16 protein-coding genes are annotated in these 20,705 nt (G+C 32.6%); 4 read left to right on the top strand and 12 right to left on the bottom strand.

The window, feature by feature from the left end; genetic code table 11:
• Nucleotides 1-101: 101 nt before the first annotated feature.
• From DM444_RS10360 to DM444_RS10335, 6 genes are all read right to left on the bottom strand, one after another.
• Complete coding sequence (locus DM444_RS10360; RefSeq protein ID WP_111286299.1) at nt 102-1,280, bottom strand: FecR family protein; 1,179 nt, start codon at nt 1,278-1,280, stop codon at nt 102-104.
• 562 nt (nt 1,281-1,842) lie between these two features.
• Nucleotides 1,843-2,406 carry an RNA polymerase sigma factor gene (locus tag DM444_RS10355; protein WP_111286297.1) on the bottom strand — a complete coding sequence of 188 codons (564 nt, stop codon included), beginning with the start codon at nt 2,404-2,406 and terminating at the stop codon, nt 1,843-1,845.
• 386 nt (nt 2,407-2,792) lie between these two features.
• On the bottom strand, nt 2,793-3,449 hold the full coding sequence (locus DM444_RS10350; protein ID WP_008466087.1) for a hypothetical protein: 657 nt from the start codon (nt 3,447-3,449) through the stop codon (nt 2,793-2,795).
• Between the two features lie 117 nt (nt 3,450-3,566).
• Nucleotides 3,567-3,938 carry a YraN family protein gene (locus tag DM444_RS10345; RefSeq protein WP_111286295.1) on the bottom strand — a complete coding sequence of 124 codons (372 nt, stop codon included), beginning with the start codon at nt 3,936-3,938 and terminating at the stop codon, nt 3,567-3,569.
• 182 nt (nt 3,939-4,120) lie between these two features.
• A complete protein-coding gene (locus DM444_RS10340) occupies nt 4,121-5,020 on the bottom strand; it encodes a S66 peptidase family protein (protein WP_111286293.1) in 900 nt (299 codons plus the stop codon).
• Nucleotides 5,021-5,175: 155 nt separating this feature from the next.
• Nucleotides 5,176-6,252 (bottom strand): serine hydrolase domain-containing protein, encoded by a 1,077-nt coding sequence (locus tag DM444_RS10335; protein WP_111286291.1) that lies wholly within the window; start codon nt 6,250-6,252, stop codon nt 5,176-5,178.
• 127 nt (nt 6,253-6,379) lie between these two features.
• On the opposite strand from DM444_RS10335, the gene DM444_RS10330 reads away from it, so the two are divergent.
• A complete protein-coding gene (locus DM444_RS10330) occupies nt 6,380-7,471 on the top strand; it encodes an endonuclease/exonuclease/phosphatase family protein (RefSeq protein ID WP_111286289.1) in 1,092 nt (363 codons plus the stop codon).
• A gap of 120 nt (nt 7,472-7,591) precedes the next feature.
• Complete coding sequence (locus tag DM444_RS10325) at nt 7,592-8,131, top strand: 3-hydroxyanthranilate 3,4-dioxygenase (RefSeq protein ID WP_111286287.1); 540 nt, start codon at nt 7,592-7,594, stop codon at nt 8,129-8,131.
• A gap of 124 nt (nt 8,132-8,255) precedes the next feature.
• Here the strand turns inward: DM444_RS10325 and DM444_RS10320 are convergent, their stop codons facing one another.
• Nucleotides 8,256-9,212, bottom strand: coding sequence for an MBL fold metallo-hydrolase (locus tag DM444_RS10320; protein WP_111286285.1), 957 nt, complete (start codon nt 9,210-9,212; stop codon nt 8,256-8,258).
• A 114-nt stretch (nt 9,213-9,326) separates the two neighbouring features.
• On the opposite strand from DM444_RS10320, the gene DM444_RS10315 reads away from it, so the two are divergent.
• Entirely contained in the window at nt 9,327-9,950 is a 624-nt protein-coding gene (locus tag DM444_RS10315) for a hypothetical protein (RefSeq protein WP_162614948.1), read from the top strand.
• 67 nt (nt 9,951-10,017) lie between these two features.
• Nucleotides 10,018-11,571 carry an L-piperidine-6-carboxylate dehydrogenase gene (gene amaB, locus DM444_RS10310; protein WP_111286281.1) on the top strand — a complete coding sequence of 518 codons (1,554 nt, stop codon included), beginning with the start codon at nt 10,018-10,020 and terminating at the stop codon, nt 11,569-11,571.
• Between the two features lie 61 nt (nt 11,572-11,632).
• Here amaB and DM444_RS10305 read toward each other — a convergent pair whose 3' ends face one another.
• The 5 genes from DM444_RS10305 to nuoL form a co-directional block, all read right to left on the bottom strand.
• On the bottom strand, nt 11,633-14,494 hold the full coding sequence (locus DM444_RS10305; RefSeq protein ID WP_111286279.1) for a pectate lyase family protein: 2,862 nt from the start codon (nt 14,492-14,494) through the stop codon (nt 11,633-11,635).
• Between the two features lie 481 nt (nt 14,495-14,975).
• A complete protein-coding gene (locus DM444_RS10300; protein ID WP_111286277.1) occupies nt 14,976-15,746 on the bottom strand; it encodes a Bax inhibitor-1/YccA family protein in 771 nt (256 codons plus the stop codon).
• Nucleotides 15,747-15,908: 162 nt separating this feature from the next.
• A complete protein-coding gene (locus DM444_RS10295; protein ID WP_111286275.1) occupies nt 15,909-17,300 on the bottom strand; it encodes an NADH-quinone oxidoreductase subunit N in 1,392 nt (463 codons plus the stop codon).
• Between the two features lie 66 nt (nt 17,301-17,366).
• A complete protein-coding gene (locus DM444_RS10290; protein ID WP_111286273.1) occupies nt 17,367-18,806 on the bottom strand; it encodes a complex I subunit 4 family protein in 1,440 nt (479 codons plus the stop codon).
• 10 nt (nt 18,807-18,816) lie between these two features.
• Nucleotides 18,817-20,700 (bottom strand): NADH-quinone oxidoreductase subunit L, encoded by a 1,884-nt coding sequence (gene nuoL / locus DM444_RS10285; protein ID WP_111286271.1) that lies wholly within the window; start codon nt 20,698-20,700, stop codon nt 18,817-18,819.
• Between the last annotated feature and the right edge of the window lie 5 nt (nt 20,701-20,705).

Raw genomic sequence — 20,705 nt, 5'->3', positions numbered from 1 at the left:
TTATATTCAATCACTTAGTTAATCGGAAATTGTTCGCAGCTCTTTCCGATTTTTTTATTTCCATAATGTTATTTCTTCATATTTTTTATTGGTTTTAGTGGTTATTTAATTAGTATTTGATTGTTTTTTATTGTGTAATTAATGCCGTGGATATCGTTAAAATAACTCATAACATTTTCAATTGATTCGTCTTTAAAGCTGGCATTGAATTTCTCGTTAGCCAATTTTTCATTTTTGTTGATGATTGTAACGTTGTAGCGTCTTTCCAACTTCGTAATAATGTTTCTGAAAGTCATATTTCTAAAGGTCAATCCGCCGTCTATCCAAGAAGTGTAGATATCTGTGATAACTGCTTTAGTCGAAATTTTAGCATTTTCTCTATTGAAACTTCCTTTAAAACCAGGTTTCAAAATGATGTTTTTAGAAGCATCAAATTCTTCGTTAGATTGATACATTCCAACAGAACCTTCAACCAAAACAACATCAGTTGCAGCATCTTCAGGATAATTTGAAACGTTGAAATGCGTTCCTAAAACACGAACATTCAATTCGTCAGCATTGACTATAAACGGATGTTTTTTATCTTTTGCAACATCAAAAAATGCTTCTCCATCAAGAAAAACTTGTCTGTTTTCGCCAGCGATAAATTTTACAGGATATTTTAAAGTGGTTCCAGAGTTTAAGTGAACAAATGTTCCGTCAGATAATTGAAGACGGAATTTTTTTCCGTATGGAATTTTGATGATATTGTAAACCAGTTTTTCAGAATCCGAACCATTTCCGTAAACTAATTTATCTCCATTTTGATTTCCAACGATATTTCCCTTCGCATCTTTTACATTAGATGAATTGTTTTCAGAAATAATCTGAGTTTCTCCATTTTCTAATTGTAAAACAATATCTGAGCTTTTAAAATCGAATTTTTGTTCAACAGCTTTGTTAGCCATGTTTTGTTTATAGAAAAAACCAATTCCCAGTAAAACAACTACAGAAGCCGCAATAGAAATGTATTTTCTATAATTTGATTTTCTAGGCTGTAATTCAATTACTGTTTCTTGTTCTTTTGAAGCAGATAAAATAGTATTGAAAATGGAATCAGCCTTTTGCTCACCCATTTTTGGCATTTCGATCAATAGATTTTTCACTTCTTCAACCGTCGGAAAATCCTCAGTAAGATTATTTTCTCGGCAATAAGCGATAACCTGCTCAGTTTCTTGCGCAGTGCATTGATTTAAAATAAACTTCTCTAAAAGCGTTTTTATTTCAGAATTTGAATTCATTAAGAATGTTTTTAGGTTCTGTGTTTCTATAATACAGATGAAGAGGAGTGGAGTACTACTCAAACGTTATAAATTTTTAAATTTTAACATTTTTAATTTCTTAATGTGTTGATTTTTATAGAAATGCAAAAATTTATTTTTTAAAGAAACAATAATTAAATGCATTTTGTCATCCTGAGGAACGAAGGATCACACAAGAAAATCGACAAAGAAATCTCCCAATCTGAATATAAAAAGATATTTTGGGCGAGCCAGCATTAGAAAAAGGGGCCAACTATCTTTGTCTTTATTCGCCCCTTTTCCTAATGCTGTCGGGCTGTCCGCGCTACTTCGGTAGCTTGCTCCCATCCCTCTCGCGAGCAAAGAGGTTTATTCACGATTCTTTTTTTCATTTTTACTAGGGAAAATCAATAGAAGATGACAAAAGTTATCGATTTTGATTGTGGAATTTCTTGTGTGATCCTTCGTTCCTCAGGATGACAAGATTGAGTGAAGTTTTAAAAGCATTCAAAAAAAAAATCACTCCGAAGAGTGATTTTTAGGGTAATATTTGTGGTTTTGGTTAGATAATTTCATCGTGAAGTTGAAAAAAACCGCGCATCGATTCGAGCGCTTTACTCATTTGGTTTCGGACTGTATTTATTGAAATTCCGAGTTCCTGACTTATTTCTTCATAGCTCATTCCTTTTTTCCGTGACATTTTAAAAATCTGCCGTCGTTTAGGAGGAAGCTGTTTTATAGCTTGTTTTTGGAGTTTTTTGCAGTCGGCTTCCCGAATAGCATAATCTCCATATTCATGTGATTTTTGGCTTTCATAAAAAACAGCTTCTTTTAAAATAACTTCATTTGCTGCTTTATTCAAAACATTAAAAGCCTGATTTCGTGCAATTGTAAAAATATAGGCCTTAAATGATTGTTCTATATCTAAACTTTCGCGATTAAGCCAAACCTTCATAAAAACATCCTGTACATTCTCCTCTGCGGCTTCTTTTGATTTTAGAAGACTAATGCTGTACCCATAAATATCTTGGTGGTATAAATCAAAAAGTTGACGAAAAGCTTTTTCGTTTCCATTTTTGAGTTCACTTACCAATAATTTTTCACTATGGTTGGCAGCTTCTAACAATTTAATTCGCTTTATTTAATTTTAATTGTATTAAACTATCAAAATAAGAGGTCTTGTGTCTGACTTCATCGCAAATATATAAAAATATTATTCGCAACAAATTATATATAAAAAAACTTAATTCTGATTTTTGAGTTAATTTTTAAACGAAAGATACAAAAAGCACTCGCAGGTCGCTTTTATACAAGTAAGTGTCTTAATGACGCTTTTGCGAAATAAATTTTAATTGAGAATATCACTTTTGAGAATATTCTTATCTGCGAAATATTAAATCTATTTCGAAAATGAGTAATATTTAAAGAAAAAATCCTTTTATCTTTTAAAAAGACAAAAGGATTTGTGTTATAAAAAGAATCAAAAAATGATTCTAAATATTCTTTTACGAATTAGTTTTTCAAATCTTTGATAACTTTAAAAGCTACATCAACTTGATCTTCTCCAACTAAAATAGTAAACTCATTTGAAGTCGAAATTACCTCATTAATGATAATTCCTTCCCAAGCCAAACGTTGGAAAATGAAGTAATAAATACCAGGAACAACAATGTTTTCTTTTGGTAATTTTACAGTAATTGAAGCCAAATTATCTAATTTCTGGATTAATTTTTCTCTCATAAAGTGCTTCTCAACTAAGTGATTTACACTACTGCTGACAACGATATTAGTTTCGTTTACACCACGAGATGAGGTATAAAAAATATCAGATAAAGCATTAATATCAGAGATTAAATCTGCTTGTTTGTTCAAAACAGTTTCTGAAGCAGCAAAAGTGTAATCTGTAAGCTCAGAGCGAACAGTGATTTCACCAATATTCTTAATTACTTTATTGATTTTGTGGTTAAGTTTAAAGTCTAGTTCTTCCGTCAGTCGTTTTAAAGACATTACAACAGCTCCTTGTTTTACTTCTTTTCCAAATTCACTTTCCAATTCGGTCATAATATTTCGCGAAAGTGAAGTTAGGTTAATAATTCCAAGCGAGAGGGCATTCAATAAAAATGGTTTTGTTTTAATGTAGTTTTCTACAATAGAAGAAACAGTTTTCATAATTCTTTTTTTTTTTTGGGTAACAGTTGGTTGTTAATTTAACATTGCGATGTTATAATTCTCTGCAAATATAAATAAAAAAACAAATTGTTACAATTATAACAATAAAAAAATATGTTAAAAGTGATAAAAAGCGTCTGTAAGATGTTCAATTGCAAATGTTTCCCCGTTTTTATGGACCGCAATGATATCAAAACGGATTTCTAAATCTTCCGCAAAATCCTTTTCCCTATCGTTTATGTAGGCATTTACTGCTTTAATAAGTAATTGGATTTTTTTTTGCTTTACAAAATCTTGCGGAGAACCGAAATCTAAACTCGAGCGAGTTTTAACTTCAACAATTGCCAAGACAGAATCTTTTTGTGCAATTATATCTATTTCTGCTTTTTGGATTACAAAGTTTCGTTCTAAAATAGAATATCCATTTTCTTCCAAATGAGCCGCTGCGAGATCTTCGCCTAATTTTCCTAAATCGTTATGTTCTGCCATTGTTGTAGTATTCAGTCTCAGTCACAGTTTTCAGTGTGAATCGTAGAAATTATTTTTACTAAATGAAATTATTGCACGAAAAAACGCAAAATCACAAAGCATTTTAAAACTTTGCGACTTTGCGTCTTTCCGAGATTTTTATGTGGTATTTTTTGAGTTTCCTTAAAAAGGATTGTGTGGTATTATTTTTTGAAGGTAACCGTACTTCCAGAAGCTGTAACTTCTATAGAAACGGTATTTCCCATAATTAAAGCTCTGTTGTCTCTAATATGGCCAGCTGGGAAATTGAAAATTACTGGAATATTGTATTTTTTAGTTACATCATCAATAATTTCCAAAGCGTTTTTCCCCCAAGGCACTTCATTGTCTTTCATGCTTGTCATTCCGCCAATGATAATTCCTTTTAGGTTTTCGATGCATCCATTGCGCTTTAGATTCATCATCATACGGTCAATATGATAAAGATATTCATCTAAATCTTCGATAAATAAAATTTTATCCTTGCAGTCAATTGCCGATGGAGATCCTAATAAACTGTATAAAATAGATAAATTACCGCCAACTAATTCTCCAGTAGTACTTCCTAAACGATTCATAGGAGTTGGGCTGATAGAGTAGGAAATAGGTTCGTTAAATAAAGCGGCTTTTAACGAGCTTACAGCATCTGGAGTCGCTCTAGGAACCGTTACAGGCATAATACCATGAATAGATTTGTAACCCATAGTATTCAAATGATTATGTAGAACCGTTACGTCACTAAAACCGATAACCCATTTTGGATGCTGTTTGAATTTGGTAAAATCTAATAAATCTAACATTCTAACAGTTCCGTATCCGCCTCGTACACACCAAATTGCTTTAATATTCGGGTTGTCTAATTGCTTTTGAAAATCGGCAGCTCTTTGTTCGTCTGTTCCAGCCAATTGATGATAATCCAATCCAATTGTAGATCCAATTACGGCTTCTAAACCCCAACTATGCAATAAATCTATTGTTGGTTTTAAATTGTCATCGATGTTTTTTCTAGCTGTTGCCAAAAGCGCTACAGTATCTCCTTTTTGTAAATAAGGTGGTGTTATCATGTTTTGTTGAGATTGACAGTTGAATGATTGTAAAGCAAAAATAAGAAATGCGAGTTTACAAAAGGCAAAACGTCTTTTTATATAGTCAATTCGATTTTTATTCATTTTTTTCTTTTGCTTAAATTTATAAAATTAATTTTTAAGGTTTGGTAAATTTAGCCTCCGTATTGTTTTTGCAGTTCGGCCAAAAGCAACATTAAACCTTTATCAGCTTCTTCAGATTGCACATTGGAAAATAAGATAAAAGCTTTGTTGATGTCTTTGCAAATATACACTTTGGTTAAAAATGTTCCTGGATTTCCGTAGTGAAAAGAATATTTTAAGCCCGATTTTTCATTTATTTCAGAATACCATCCAAAAGAAAACTCAGGAAAACCAAAATGCATTTTATTAAATTCTTCTTCAGATAATACTTTTGATTTCCCTAACAAACCTTGTAATTGCATCTGCGTAAATTTGCAAAAATCAGGAAGATTTACATTGATATTTCCTGCTGATGAAAGCCAATTTAATTTATAATTTACAGATGGTTTTTCGGGCTTCAAATTTTCATCATGTCCCCACGGCTGGCTTATATCACTAACGTTTGGCTGTCCAAAACCGAAGTTGATATTTAGCTTTTTACCTAATTCTTGCACTAAAGTTTCATAACTTTTTCCAGTTGCTTTTTCGAGCATTAAACCCGCGGCAACAAAACTTGGATTGGAACCGTACCAATTTTGCTTTTCAGTAACAATCTGTTTTTGCTTAAAAAACCAGCTTATAAATTCATAACGCTGTTCTTGATTATTTCCTTTAATTTCTTGTTGATTTGGAGTTTCATTTCCATAAGACCAAGTTGGAATTGGAGCTCGAAATGTCAAGAAATCTTGTAAGGTTACGTTATAAATTTCGGGATTACTTTCTGGTTTTAATTCAGGATATAAATCAAAAAATTTAGTATTCCAGTTTAATTTTCCTTCCTTTACTAAAGTCGCTGCGATGTAACTTGTGATCGTTTTTGTGATTGATCCTAAACGAAATATATCATTAATTTTTGCTTTATGAGAAGACTTGTAACGTTGCAATCCTAAAACGTTAATTTCAAGAATAGAATCTGAAGAAACAATTGCATAAGCTAATTCTGGAATTTTATATTGTTTCCTGATTTCCTCTGCTCTGGAACTATTTTTTTGCCCATAAAATGGATTTGTAAAGCTCAAGAATAAAGCAAAAAGCAGTATTTTTTTCATATTATAAATTGTCAGATTTTTTAAGCAAGATACAAGACTTTTATTAGAAACAAATGTAATATTTTTAGATTTTATTTAAGTAAAAATCTTACAAATTATTAAATTTGTCTTTTTAAAAATCTTCTCTATGCCTTTAAAATATAAATTTTGTTTGATTTTTCTTTTTTCGCTGACACTTCTGTTTAGTCAACCAAAAAAATACAAAATACACACCGTTGCTTTTTACAATTTTGAAAATCTTTACGACACTGTAAATGATGAATTTACAAATGATGATGAATGGACTCCAAATGGAGCACAACGTTGGACAACAGAAAAATATCAGCAGAAATTAAAAAATCTAGCAAAAGTTATTTCTGAAATTGGAATGCCCGAAAATTCAAATGCACCAACTTTACTTGGAGGAGCTGAAATAGAAAATCGTGGCGTTTTAGAAGATTTAATAAAAGAACCAAAGCTATTGCCACTAGATTTAGGAATCATTCATTTTGATTCACCAGACAAACGAGGAATCGATGTGGCTTTATTGTATCAGAAAAAATATTTCAGACCAACTTCTTATTCGAATATTCCTTTAATCATTTATAAAAAAGAAATTTCTCCAAAAGAACAGGAAGTTTTGGATGATGAAATTGAAGTTAAAAAGGAAAATAAAAATCGAGTTTTTACAAGAGATCAGCTTTTGGTTTCGGGATTTTTGGAAGACGAAGAAATACATATTATTGTCAATCACTGGCCTTCTAGATCTGGCGGAGAAAAAGCAACGACTGCATTTCGGGAAGCTGCAGGAAAATTAAACCGAAGAATTATTGATTCATTGCAACAGATTAATCCAAGAGCAAAAGTATTGACAATGGGAGATTTCAATGACGGACCTTTTAATAAAAGTATAAAAGCAGGTTTAGGCGCACGCGGAGTAAAAACAGAAGTTCCAGAATTTGGAGTTTTTAATCCTTTTGAAGAACTTTCTAATAAAGGAATGGGAACAATTGCTTTCAGAGATTCTTGGAATATTTTTGATCAAATTATCATGACAGAATCTTTAATTAATGCTGATTTTTCGACTTTTAATTTCTGGAAAGCAGGTATTTTCAATAAACCTTATCTCATTCAAAGTTCAGGACAATATAAAGGCTATCCTTTACGCAATTCAAGCTCGGAAGCTGGGTTTAGCGACCATTTTCCAGTTTATATTTATTTGATAAAAGAATTTAAATAAGTATTCAGTCGCAGTCGCAGTTTTCAGTTTTGCTGAGACTGGTTACTGTGGCTGAAAACTGCGACTGAGACTGAATACTTTTCACTACCTTAGCTATTCATAAATTTAGTATTAAAAAAAATGGCTATAGCAAAACCTTTTAACCTGACTCAATGGATTGATGAAAATCGTCATTTACTTAAACCGCCCGTTGGAAATAAAAACCTATATGTAGATTCTGGAGATTATATTGTAATGATTGTAGCGGGACCAAATGCTCGAAAAGATTATCATTATAACGAAACTGAAGAGCTTTTTTATCAGTTAGAAGGAAGCATAAAAGTTATAATTCAGGAAGATGGACAGCGTAAAGAAATGGAATTAAATGCGGGTGATATGTATTTGCATCCTGCAAAAGTGCCACATTCTCCTGTTCGTTCAGAAGGTTCAATAGGACTTGTTATAGAAAGAAAACGTGCTGGACAAGGTTTTACAGATGGTTTGCTTTGGCATTGTGATAACTGCAATCATAAATTATATGAAGTGTATTTTGAACTTCATAATATAGAGAAAGATTTTCTACCTCATTTTGAGCATTTTTACAATTCAGAAGAATTAAGAACCTGCGATAATTGTGGAACTGTTATGGAAACTGATCCTAGATTTGTGGCGAAGAAATAATATTTTATTTTGATAGAAATACGAAACCCGACAGGTTTCAAAAACCTGTCGGGTTTAATAATGTTTATCGTTTAGGATTTATGAAGAAATCCCTTTAATCCTAAAAATCTGTGGCAGAATAAAATTATAACTCAAACTTTTTCCCCTGCTCAGGATAAATAATTTTCAATCCTAAATCATTTTGAGCTTTTAACTGCTCTTTAATTTTTGCAATATTCTTTGCTGGAGGTTTCAAATGTGTTATGATAATTTTAAAGTTTTCAAGAGACCCCTTTCCTGCTAAATCCTCTAGAACATGAAGTTCTTTCATTAAATAATTTGGAGTTAAATGACCAAACAAAAATTTATCCGGCTGTTCGTTCGGAAAAGAAACTTCGATAAAAATCCCTTTTAATTGTTTTTCTTTAACCAATGGCGCAACGGCTGTCCATAAATCACGAAGATTATTGCTTTTTTCTACTTCATCTGGTCCTGTATCACCTAAGTACAAAGCATAATCATTGTTGTTTTTAATTAAGAAAGCAGTACTCTCAAACGGATTAACATGGCTAAGAGAAAAGGCTTTAACCGTCATTTTAGTATTAGTTAAAGGAGTTTCTTCAGTCAGATTTAAAGTTTGAAAATGGTATTTTTTTAAAGGAAAACCTGGACCGGCATCTCCAAAATTTGCCCAAGTCTGATCGTTGAAATAATGGTTTTCCATCATTTCCATACATTTATTTGTGGCATAAACCGTTTTTGAAGAATCAGCAGGAGAATTGATAATCAAACCTGATACATGATCTAAATGTGCATGAGAAATCAAATATCCTTTGATGTATTTTCGTAAAACTTCGCTTGTCGAAACTTTAAAAATTTTCTTTTCAATAGCTTTTTCAATTCCGGCGTTTACAGTTCCGGCGTCAAGACAGATATAATCAGTTGTATTTGATGGAGCTATTAAATAAGCCGAAAGATTTTTTTCATCAATACCACCCATTACGCCTAATGGAACTACAGAAAAAGAGGTTTTTGCTTTTTGAGGAAAAACATTCCATGACATTAAAATTATAAAAAGAAAAAGGCGATAGAAATTATTCATGTTCAAAAAAAATTAGAATTGCAAATTTCATCAATAAAGAGAAATAAAGCACTCAATTTTGGAAAAAATCATTTTAATTAATCCTAAATTTACATTTAGCTAAAGATTTATAGGATGATTAAAAAGGTACTGTTTATACTGTTTTTGTTTTTAATGAGCTCAGAAGTATATTGCTGTGATTGCTCAGGAAAACCATCAATAAAAGAAAATTGGGAGCTAGCCCATCAGGTTTTTATTGGAAAAATTGTTAAAGTAGACAGTTTATTGTATGGAAGTTATGGACAAAAAGTTTATGTTTTTTCTGTAAAAATTAGTAAATCATATAAAGGAGAAATTTTCCCTGGTTATGAGTATAGAGATCTATTGGCTAATGGTTCAGGATCATGTGATAATTATTTCAATATTGGGGAAGAATATCTAATCTATTCTAATCGCAGTAATTATGTATTAAGTAGTTCAATGTGTTCTAGGACAGCTTTGTTGAAAAATGTTGATTTAGAAGAATTATCAGTCTTAGATAAGTTGAACAAAGCCTATTTAAACGATAACGAAGTTAAAGTTTCTAAACTTCGTAATGACCTTGACTATCAAATAGATTTAGTCAAAAATTCATTTCAAGAAAAATTAAAAAGAAAAGATTTAACAATTTATATTTTATCATTACTAAGCTTTATTCTTATTGTAATTCTTCTTATATCATTTTTCAAAAACAAAAGAAGTTTTAAAAGGAATAATTAATTTATAATTCAATTCTAAAACAATATCTTTACATAAAAATATAACAATTTTAACTAAAAAAGTTACAATGACAACAATAGCATCGCAATTTGGAATGAAGGAAGCTCTTGAAAAATTGGGCATCAAAACAATAAATGAAGGAACATCGACAGGAATTAATAATTTTTCTTCTGGGGAAATTCTAGAAAGTTATTCGCCAGTTGATGGAAAATTAATTGCTTCGGTAAAAATGTCAACAGCTGCAGATTATGAAAAAGCAATTCAAACCGCTGCAGAAGCATTTAAAACTTTTAGATTGATTCCAGCACCACAACGTGGTGAAATTGTACGTCAGTTTGGAGAAAAATTGAGACAAAATAAAGAAGCTCTTGGAAAATTGGTTTCTTATGAAATGGGGAAATCATTGCAGGAAGGATTTGGAGAAGTTCAGGAAATGATTGATATCTGTGATTTTGCAGTAGGTTTATCTCGTCAGCTTCACGGATTAACAATGCATTCAGAGAGACCTGGTCATAGAATGTATGAACAATATCATCCGTTGGGAATTGTTGGAATTATTTCGGCGTTTAATTTCCCTGTTGCAGTTTGGTCTTGGAACACAGCTTTAGCATGGATTTCAGGAGATGTCTGCGTTTGGAAACCTTCTGAAAAAACACCTCTTTGCGGTATTGCTTGCCAAAATATAATTGCTCAAGTTATTAAAGAAAACAATCTTCCAGAAGGAATTTCGTGTTTAATAAATGGAGATTATAAAATAGGAGAATTATTGACAGCAGATACGCGTATTCCGCTTATTTCTGCGACTGGTTCGACTAGAATGGGTAAAATCGTAGCACAAACTGTTGCAGGAAGACTAGGAAAATCATTATTAGAATTAGGAGGAAATAATGCTATTATTGTTACTCCAGATGCAGATATAAAAATGACTGTTATTGGTGCAGTTTTTGGCGCTGTTGGAACGGCTGGACAGCGTTGTACTTCAACTCGAAGATTGATCATTCACGAAAGTATTTATGATAAAGTAAAAGATGCTTTGGTTGCGGCTTATAAGCAATTACGAATCGGAAATCCGCTTGACGAAAATAATCATGTTGGACCGCTAATTGATACTCATGCAGTCGAAATGTATGCAGCAGCTTTAAATAAAGTAGTAACCGAAGGAGGAAAAATCCTAGTAGAAGGAGGAGTACTTTCGGGACAAGGTTACGAGAGTGGATGTTATGTAAAACCTGCAATTGCAGAAGCCGAAAATTCGTTTGAAATTGTACAGCATGAAACTTTTGCTCCCGTTTTATATTTAATTAAATATTCTGGAGAGGTAGAGAATGCCATCGAAATTCAAAACGGAGTTGCACAAGGATTATCTTCTGCAATTATGACTAATAATTTACGCGAAGCCGAAAGATTTTTATCTGCAATAGGTTCTGACTGCGGAATTGCAAACGTAAACATCGGAACTTCTGGAGCTGAAATTGGTGGTGCTTTTGGCGGTGAAAAAGAAACTGGAGGCGGACGTGAATCAGGTTCTGACGCTTGGAAAATTTATATGAGACGTCAAACAAATACAATCAATTATACAACAAATCTTCCGCTTGCGCAGGGAATTAAGTTTGATTTGTAATTCATGTTATCTGAAATAAAAAAGGCTTCCAAATTTGGAAGCCTTTTTAGTTAAGTTAGGTTTACTTTTTTATAAGAGTTTGGTTAAATGATCCATCAACAGTATAAATTTTTGCTAGATAAGTTCCAGGAATTAAACTGCTCGTATCGATGCTTTCAGATTTTCCAGAAGTGATTACTAGATTTCCAGAAATATTGTAAATAAGTATTTTTTGTACTTTTTGTTCGGCATCTGATAAATATAAAGTGCTTGAAACTGGATTTGGATATAAAATTATTTTCGAAGTTTCTGTAGTAGTTTCTGTTACTGCTAAATCAGTTGTTACAGCCATTTTTGCAGTTCCTCCGCTATATACTGTGCTAATATAGAATAAATTAGCAACAGAACCTTTTGTTATGGTATGAGAACCAGCAGCGATTGAAGCAGTTACAATACCGGCAGATGCTGTATAGGAAACATTATCTACTTTAATAGTTCCTGTAAAGCTTGAATCGAAAACCAAAGTTAAAGTTGATGCACTAGTTGTTGTATACGTTATTGATGTGCTTGATTCTATTTTTAAACGCTCTGTCAATGTTAATCCGTTGTAGGTTACAGATCCAGGAGTAGAATTCATATTTCCAGTAATAGCATAGAAAGTACTTGTTTTTCCAGAGGTTGTAAAGTTATGAAGCTCAGATCCGCCAGTTGAGCCTGTTGTAACCGTTATTGTTCCCGATGCAGTTACAGGCGTTCCTGCAGTTCCTGATGTTGTTACAGAATAAGATACATTTGCTGTTGGAGTTCCTGTAATAGTTATAGTTTTTGCCGTTGTGTTTTTTACAAAAGACAATCCAGAAGCAGGTAATCCAGTTACAGTTGCATCTGTAGCATTTCCACCCCAAGTAAATACAATAGAACCTATGGCTGTTCCAGATGAAACGGATTGGCTATTGTTGCCAGTAGAAGTCAAAGTTTGATTTCCTGCAGCAGTAACCGTTACAGTTCCTGAACCAGTGGCTGGGGAACCACTAGTTCCAGAAGTTGCAATAGAGTACGAAACTGTTGCAGTTGGCGTACCTGAAATAGTTATAGTTTTAGCTGTAGTATTTTTTACAAAAGTTAATCCAGATGCAGGTAATCCTGTTACAGTCGCATCAGTAGCATCACCGCCCCATGTAAACACAATTGAGGAAATAGCGGTACCGCTTGCAACTGTTTGATTATTGTTTGATGCAGAAGTCAAAGTTAGGGTCTGCGTTCCAGCAGGTGGATTATCTTCTCCTTGTACAGAAACTAGAGTTCCAGTATAGTTTGTAAGAGCTGTTTTTAATGCTGTAATAACTAAAGAAGAAGTATCGTCTGTAGCGTTGTTGAATGTCCATTTTAAATCACCTCCAGAAATACGTCCAGCGTATTGTGTTGTTTTAGTTTTAGCTGTAGCAGGATCATCAATTACTAAATTTTTCACATACAAATTCGCATCCGTGTCAAAATTGTTATAAACATTAGCGCCTGATTTCGATTTTACAGAACTGCTTACAACTTCTCCTCTTGTAGTTGCCACATACGCATCGAAATCTGTTGTAGAGCTAATTTTCCCTGAAATATTATATAATGGATTAGGATCGTTATAAGCTACGAAACGCATATTATTTGTTCCGTTTGAAGCATCAAAAGTATTATTATAAGCTTTAATACTTCCTCCAGCTTCTCCAGAAAATGTTCCCATCGTTCCAGCATTGTTAACTTGGTTGGCTTCATCCCAAATATCAGAACCTTGAAGTGAAGTTAACATTGGGTGTTTACTGTTTCTATAATAATTTCCTTCAACAAAAAGTGAAGATCCCATAGTTGAGCCAGCTCCATATTTAGAAACTCCGTCATAGTAATTGTTATAAATATGTGCTGAATAATAACGCACGCGTGGATGACGTGAATCTGAGTGATCAAACCAGTTGTGATGATAAGTTATATATAAGCCAGAGGTTGTTCCTTCGCTTAAACCTAAAAGGCTAGCTTTTCCATTATCCCAAAAGTGGTTGTACGATAATGTGATATATGTTGAAGTTTTATTGTCTAATGCTCCATCACCTTTTATTTGGTCGGCGTCGCTTCCTGCATTTCCGTAGAATAAATCGCAGTTATGAACCCATACGTGATCATTATCTTGTTGCATTCCTACGTTATCACCTGCAGTACTATCACAGTTCATAAATCCTATATTGCTTACTTCTATGTTTGAAGCCGATTTCAATCTAACTCCCCATCCATTTGCAACGGCATCGTTACCAATACCTTCAATTGTAACGTAGCTTGAAGCGTTGTTTGCGTTTTCAATCACAACATCGCCACCTTCCATAACAGTCATATCAGTGATATTTCCGATTAAGCGAATGATGAATGGACGAGTGTCTTTCCCTTTTTTGATAGCGTAAAGAATATTTTGTAAACCAATGCACGGATTTGAACTTGCACCCGTAATATTCATTGAAATAGTGTTTTTTGTATTTTGGGTAATGTATAGAATTACCGCATTATCTTTTGGAGTTCCGTCTGCTTTGTATCCTCCAGGCACACGTCCACCTTCAAAAGCAAATCCGTTTCTGTCTTGCGCTGCTACAGTTAGATTACCAGTTGTAGCTCCAGTCCCTTCAGTGCCATTTACGACTGGTTTTACTTTTACAGTGTAAGTTCCCGCTTTTAGACCTGGAATGTCAGCACGAAAATAAGAACCATAACTTCTAATAAGCTGGTCATCTATTTTTTTGTCTGTAAATCCATTGCCAGTGTAATAAACATTGTAGGTTTGTGCTCCGCTCACAGGTTGCCATTTTACAAAAACGGACTCAAGCCAGCCAGAAGCTTCGTTAATTTGAACAGTTTGGGCCCATAACTGAGCTGTCATAAGAAAGACAGCTACGAAAAGTAGGTTTTTTTTCATAAGTGTTTGTTTAAGATAGTTAATAAATTAAGTAAGTGGTTTTACTTTCGACTCCAAGTGGTTTAATTGTAATCGATTACACGAAATTATATATTAATTTTTAATACCGTAATTTTTTTACTAAAAAAAATAATATACTTAATTTTTTTGGCTTTTAAAATGTTAAAAATGCAACTAATTGCATTAATTGTAATTTATTACACATTTTGTTTTGTTTGAGGAAAGCCGTATTTTCCTAGCTTTTGATAATTTTAAGATTTATCTAGGAAGAATTTAGAAGATTTGTAATTTTTTTTAATTACATAAATTACATTTTAAATTTTTGTAGGAAATAGATTCTTTTTGAATTTTGAATAACAGATAATTCTTAGAAGTTTTAAATTTGATTTTTACTCTTATGATTAAAAAAGTAGTGTATAAACATAAAAAAAGCCTTTCTGATTTTACTCAAAAAGGCTTCTGGATTATTTAAAAGAGACTTTTAGTCTTTACTAGAAAGTTTTGATAAAAGTCTTAAGAATTCAATATACAACCAAACTAATGTGATCATTAATCCCATAGCTCCGTACCATTCCATAAATTTTGACATTTTTTCTCTTGCACCTTTTTCAATTAAATCAAAATCTAAGAAAAGGTTAAGAGCAGCTATAATGATCACAAAAACACTGATACCAATACTCATCATAGAATTTCCGTAATGAACAGGCGTCCAGCTTGTAAACATTGATACAACCCAAGAAATTAAATAATAAGTCGCAATTGCCAATGTTGCCGCAACAACAACAGATTTGAATTGTTCTGTAACTTTAACGATTCTAAATTTGTATAAACCAAGACAAACCAAGAAAGTAACAAGAGTTGCACCAACAGCATTGATTACGATTCCTGGAAATTTTAATTCAAATATTGCAGAAATACCTCCTATGAACAATCCTTCGAATAAAGCATATCCTGGCGCTAGGTAAGGAGATAACTGTGGTTTGAACGAAGAAACTAATACTAAAATAAAACCAATAATTGCACCTCCAATTGTAGGTAACATCGGATTCATTCCATTAAAAGCCATCCACCATGTTACCATAGCAGCACCGCATAAAATAAGAAATAAGATAGCTGTTTTGTTGATTGTTCCAGAAACCGTCATTTCTTGATTGTAATCAATAATCTGAGCTTGGTGTACTTCAGTTCTAGGTTCAGCATTTGATGAAAAACGCTTACTGTTTAAAAATGGATTTTTTGAATTAAAGTTCATATTTTACTACATTTAATTGAATTCAAATATATGGAGATTTTTTGAAGTGCAACCTTAAGAAAGAATTTTTTAACATGAATTTCTGTTCTTTATTTAAGGCATAAAAAAATCCATTAAAACTGATTTAATGGATTTTCGAATATTTTAATTATTAAAATAATCTTATTTCAACAAGTCTAAAACTAATGATGGGAATAAACCTAAAGCAATGTTTAAAACAATTGATACTACTGCTGTAGCATAAATAAGGAATGGTCTTCCTGTTCTTTCCTGGTTAGCTTCTTTAGAATACATTGCAATGATCAATTTGAAATAATATCCAACACTAATAATAGAGTTGATTACGGCAACGATTACTAAACCAATGTATCCTGCTTGAATAGTTTGATTGAACAAGAATAATTTAGCAAAGAATCCAGAGAAAATAGGAATTCCGGCCATTGATAATAATGAAGCTGTAAGAACTGCAGCCAATAGCGGATTTGTTTTTCCTAAACCGTGGAAGTTTGTAATATCCTCATTATCTTGATCTCTGCATACATATAAAATTACACTGAAAGCTGCGATTCCTGCTAATGCATAAGCAGCTGTATAATATAATAAAACCCCAGCTGAAGCAGAAACAGTTAATAATGTCATTAACATAAAACCTGCATGAGAGATTCCAGAGAATGCAAGCATACGTTTTACATTTACTTGTCTTAATGCCATGATGTTACCAACAGACATTGAAGCAATAGAAATAATAACAACTATGACTTGAAACGTATGTAAAAGGTCTTGATTTTCTAAAGAAGAAATAACATTCATGCCAGCAATCAGCTTAAATAGAGTTGCAATTGCTACTACTTTTGCTAATGTACTCATTAAAGCGGTTGTTAAAGCTGGAGAACCTTCGTAAACGTCTGGAGCCCAGAAGTGGAAAGGAACGGCTGCTACTTTAAATAGCATTCCAATAATCATTAAAATTAGTCCAATTGGAAACCAAATAGGTAATTCTGCTGATAAAGCACTTTCGTGAATTTCACTAATGTCAAAACTTCCCATTGCTCCGTAAATTAAACAGATTCCGAATAAAATAATTCCAGAAGCAAAAGATCCCATTAAGAAATATTTCATACCCGCTTCGTTACTTTTGATATTCAAACGATCACTAGCAGCAAGTACATATAAAGCAATAGATAAGATTTCAATTCCTAAAAAGAACATTGCTAAGTTTCCAAAAGAAACCATTGCAACCGCTCCAGCTAGTAAGAAAACCTTAATGGCAACATAATCTGAAATTTTCGATGGATGATTTTGGTAAAAATTATGACTTAATGCTACAAGGAAAATGGTCAAAACGATAAACAATGATGAAAAAGCTGTAGAAAACTTGCTCACTGCTATCATATTGTTGTAATAACTTTGTTCTGCTCCAAATTCACAGTAATTAAGTGCCAATACGCCTAATAAACCCAAAATGGTAATAGGAACGATCGCCTTTCTTAAATTAAGAATTTCAAACAATAGGCAGAAAATACCCAATCCTGTTATAGCTATTAATGTATTCATTTTTATCTTTTTGATTTAGGATTTCAATTTTTAAATGTAATCCTAATTTATTTTTTGTTTAAAATATTAGTTCTTATTGATAACTTGTAAAATGTTTTCCAAGCTAGGTGTAATCAAATCTGTAATAGGTTTTGGATAGAATCCGAAGAACAATAAAACAGCGATAATTACCACAAATGAAATTCCTTCGTTAAGTGTAACATCAGCGAAAGTTTTAGAATTAGTTTCACCTAACATTACGTGTTGGAACATTCTTAACATATAGTAAGCTCCCAAAATAATAGTTGTTCCGCCAAGAATAGCAAACCAAATATTGATTTGAGATAAACTGTATAATACTGTAAACTCTCCAACAAAGTTAAATGTACTTGGTAATGCAACAGAAGCTAATACTAAGATTAAAAACATTGATGTGAATTTTGGAGACTGCGTACGGATTCCGCCCATTTCTTCAATTTCTCTAGTTTCATATCTTCTGAAAATCACTTCAGCAGCAAAGAATAATCCAACCACAACAAAACCGTGAGCGATCATTTGCATAACCGCACCTCTTAAACCATCAAGAGTTAAAGTATACGATCCTGCAGCGATTAAACCAACGTGAGCAAGAGAAGAATAAGCTAATAGTTTCTTTAAGTCTTTTTGTCTTAATGCAACGATAGATCCGTAGATAACACCTGCAATTCCTAAAGCAATAAAGATATATATGTATTCTTTTGCTGCGATTGGCGCAAGTGGCAATTGCCAACGAAGCACACTGTATAATCCCATTTTAAGCATGATACCAGATAAAAGCATTGTTCCAACTGTCGGTGCTTTTTGGTACACATTTGCTTGCCAAGTGTGGAAAGGAATAATTGGAATTTTGATAGCATAAGCTAAAAAGAAAGCCAAGAAAATCCAGAATTGCTCGCAAGCTGATAAGTTTACTTTATATAAGTCTTCGATTAAGAAAGAACCAGCTTTTTGGTATAAATAAATAAAAGCAGTTAGCATGAATAACGAACCAGCTAGTGTATAAATAAAGAATTTAACCACTGCTTTTCTGCGTTCTTCAGCATCGCCATTACCCCAAATCAAAGCAATAAAGTAAATAGGAATAAGCGCTAACTCCCAGAAAATATAATATAAAAGACCATCAGCAGCTAAGAAAGTTCCAGTCATAGCAAAAGCCATAAACAAGATTAGTCCATAAAAAGCTTTGGCATTTTTATAGTCATTTCCGAAAGAAGAAAATATGATAATCGGAGTTAAAGCTGCAGTTAATAAAACCATTGCAAGTCCAAGTCCGTCTGCATTTAAAGCGAAAGAAATTTTTGGCTGTGTAATCCAGCTGTTAATTACGCTGATATTTTCGCCAGCGTTATAATTATTCAATAATACAATTGAACATCCTAAAGCCGCTAAACTAAAAAGTAAAGCAACTTTCGAAGCTAGTTTGTCACCAGAAAAATAAGTGGCAAATGCACCAATTAAAAGTATAATTAATATAGTAGAAACGTTCATAGTAATAATATTATTGAGCTAAAAATATATAAGAAACAATTGCACAAAGTCCTAAGACAAAAACAAATAGATATAATCCTATACTTCCAGTTTGTAATTTTTTTCCTTGATAAGCAATTTCGTTTGCTATTTTACCTAATCCAAAAACAAGAGAAGATAATCCTGTTTCGATATAATCTCTAAAAAATTTAGATAGACTATTAACAGGCGCTACAAATACAGCATCGTAAATTTCGTCTACATAATATTTGTTGTATAACACTTTGCTTAAACCAGTAATGTTTTCATCAGTTTCTGGAACATTATCTTGTTTGAAGTATTTTACGTAAGCAATTAAAATTCCAAGTAATCCGCCTAAAACTGCAACACCCATTAAAGTGTATTCTGTTGTACCTAAATGGTGTTCTTCTCCTGCTACTTTTGTGAAAAGAGGAGAAAGGTATTCATTTAACCAGCTGTTTCCGGGTAAACTAATCAATCCGCCAAAAGTTGCCAAAATGGCTAATATGATAAGTGGAATAGTAATTAATGAACCACTTTCGTGTAAATGATGTTTTTGCTCTTCCGTTCCTCTAAATTCTTTGAAGAAAGTTAAGAACATTAAACGGAACATATAAAAAGCTGTCATGATTGAAGCAATCGAACCAACAACGTATAATGGAATACTGTGGTGGAAAGCTGTCAATAAAATTTCATCTTTAGAAAAGAATCCAGAGAAGAATGGAACTCCAGAAATTGCTAATGAAGAAATTAGCATTGTCCAGAATGTGATTGGCATCGCTTTACGCAAACCTCCCATGTTACGCATATCTTGCTCTCCGTGTAATCCATGAATTACAGATCCAGATCCTAAGAATAAACAAGCTTTAAAGAAAGCGTGAGTGATTACGTGGAAAACGGCTACTTCATAAGCTCCAAATCCTAATGCTAAAAACATTAAACCTAATTGTGAAACTGTAGAGTAAGCCAATACTTTTTTGATATCGTTTTGAACCAATCCGATTGTAGCCGCAACTAATGAAGTGATTGCTCCAATAATTGCAATTACAGATTGAACATCAGTTGCAAGGTCGAAAACAAAGTTTAATCTTGTTACCATAAAGATGCCAGCAGTTACCATTGTAGCCGCGTGGATTAAAGCAGAAACTGGAGTTGGTCCAGCCATCGCATCAGGTAACCAAGTGTATAACGGAATTTGAGCAGATTTACCACAAGCTCCAATGAACAAACATAAAGCAGCTAAAGAAAGTAATGGTAAATTTAAGTTAGAAGCTCCAGCAATTGCCGTTTTTAAAGTTGCATAATCTAATGTTGAGAACATTGAACCAATGATAAACATTCCGATTAATAAACCTAAATCTCCAATTCTGTTCATGATGAAAGCTTTTTTCGCAGCATCATTGTAATCTTGGTTTTTATGCCAAAATCCAATTAATAGGTAAGAACAAAGTCCAACACCTTCCCATCCTATGAAAAGAACTAATAAGTTGCTTCCAATTACAAGTGTAATCATAAAGAAAACGAACAAATTCAGATAAGAGAAGAACTTGTGCATGTTTTCATCATCATGCATGTAACTGATAGAGTATAAGTGAATCAAAGATCCAATTCCAGTTACAAAAAGTAACCAAAGAACAGATAATTGATCTAATAAAAATCCAAGATTGATTTTTAAGTTGCTAATTTGAATCCAATCAAATAAAGTAACTTGAATTCCTTTTCCAGTTAAAGTTATTTGATTAAAAAGTAAAAGAGAAACTACAAAAGAAATTGCTACGGCAATAGTTCCGATTGCACCAGAAACTGTTTTGCCTAAGCTTTTTCCAAAAAAGACATTTACTAGAAAACCTAGTAAAGGAGTTAAAACTAAAATTAAAGCTAAATTGGTATCCATTTCTG

It is taken from the genome of Flavobacterium ginsenosidimutans, from assembly GCF_003254625.1.
Classification (GTDB): domain Bacteria; phylum Bacteroidota; class Bacteroidia; order Flavobacteriales; family Flavobacteriaceae; genus Flavobacterium; species Flavobacterium ginsenosidimutans.
Note: the sequence above shows the minus strand (reverse complement) of the source record. Positions and strands in the feature narration are given on the sequence as shown.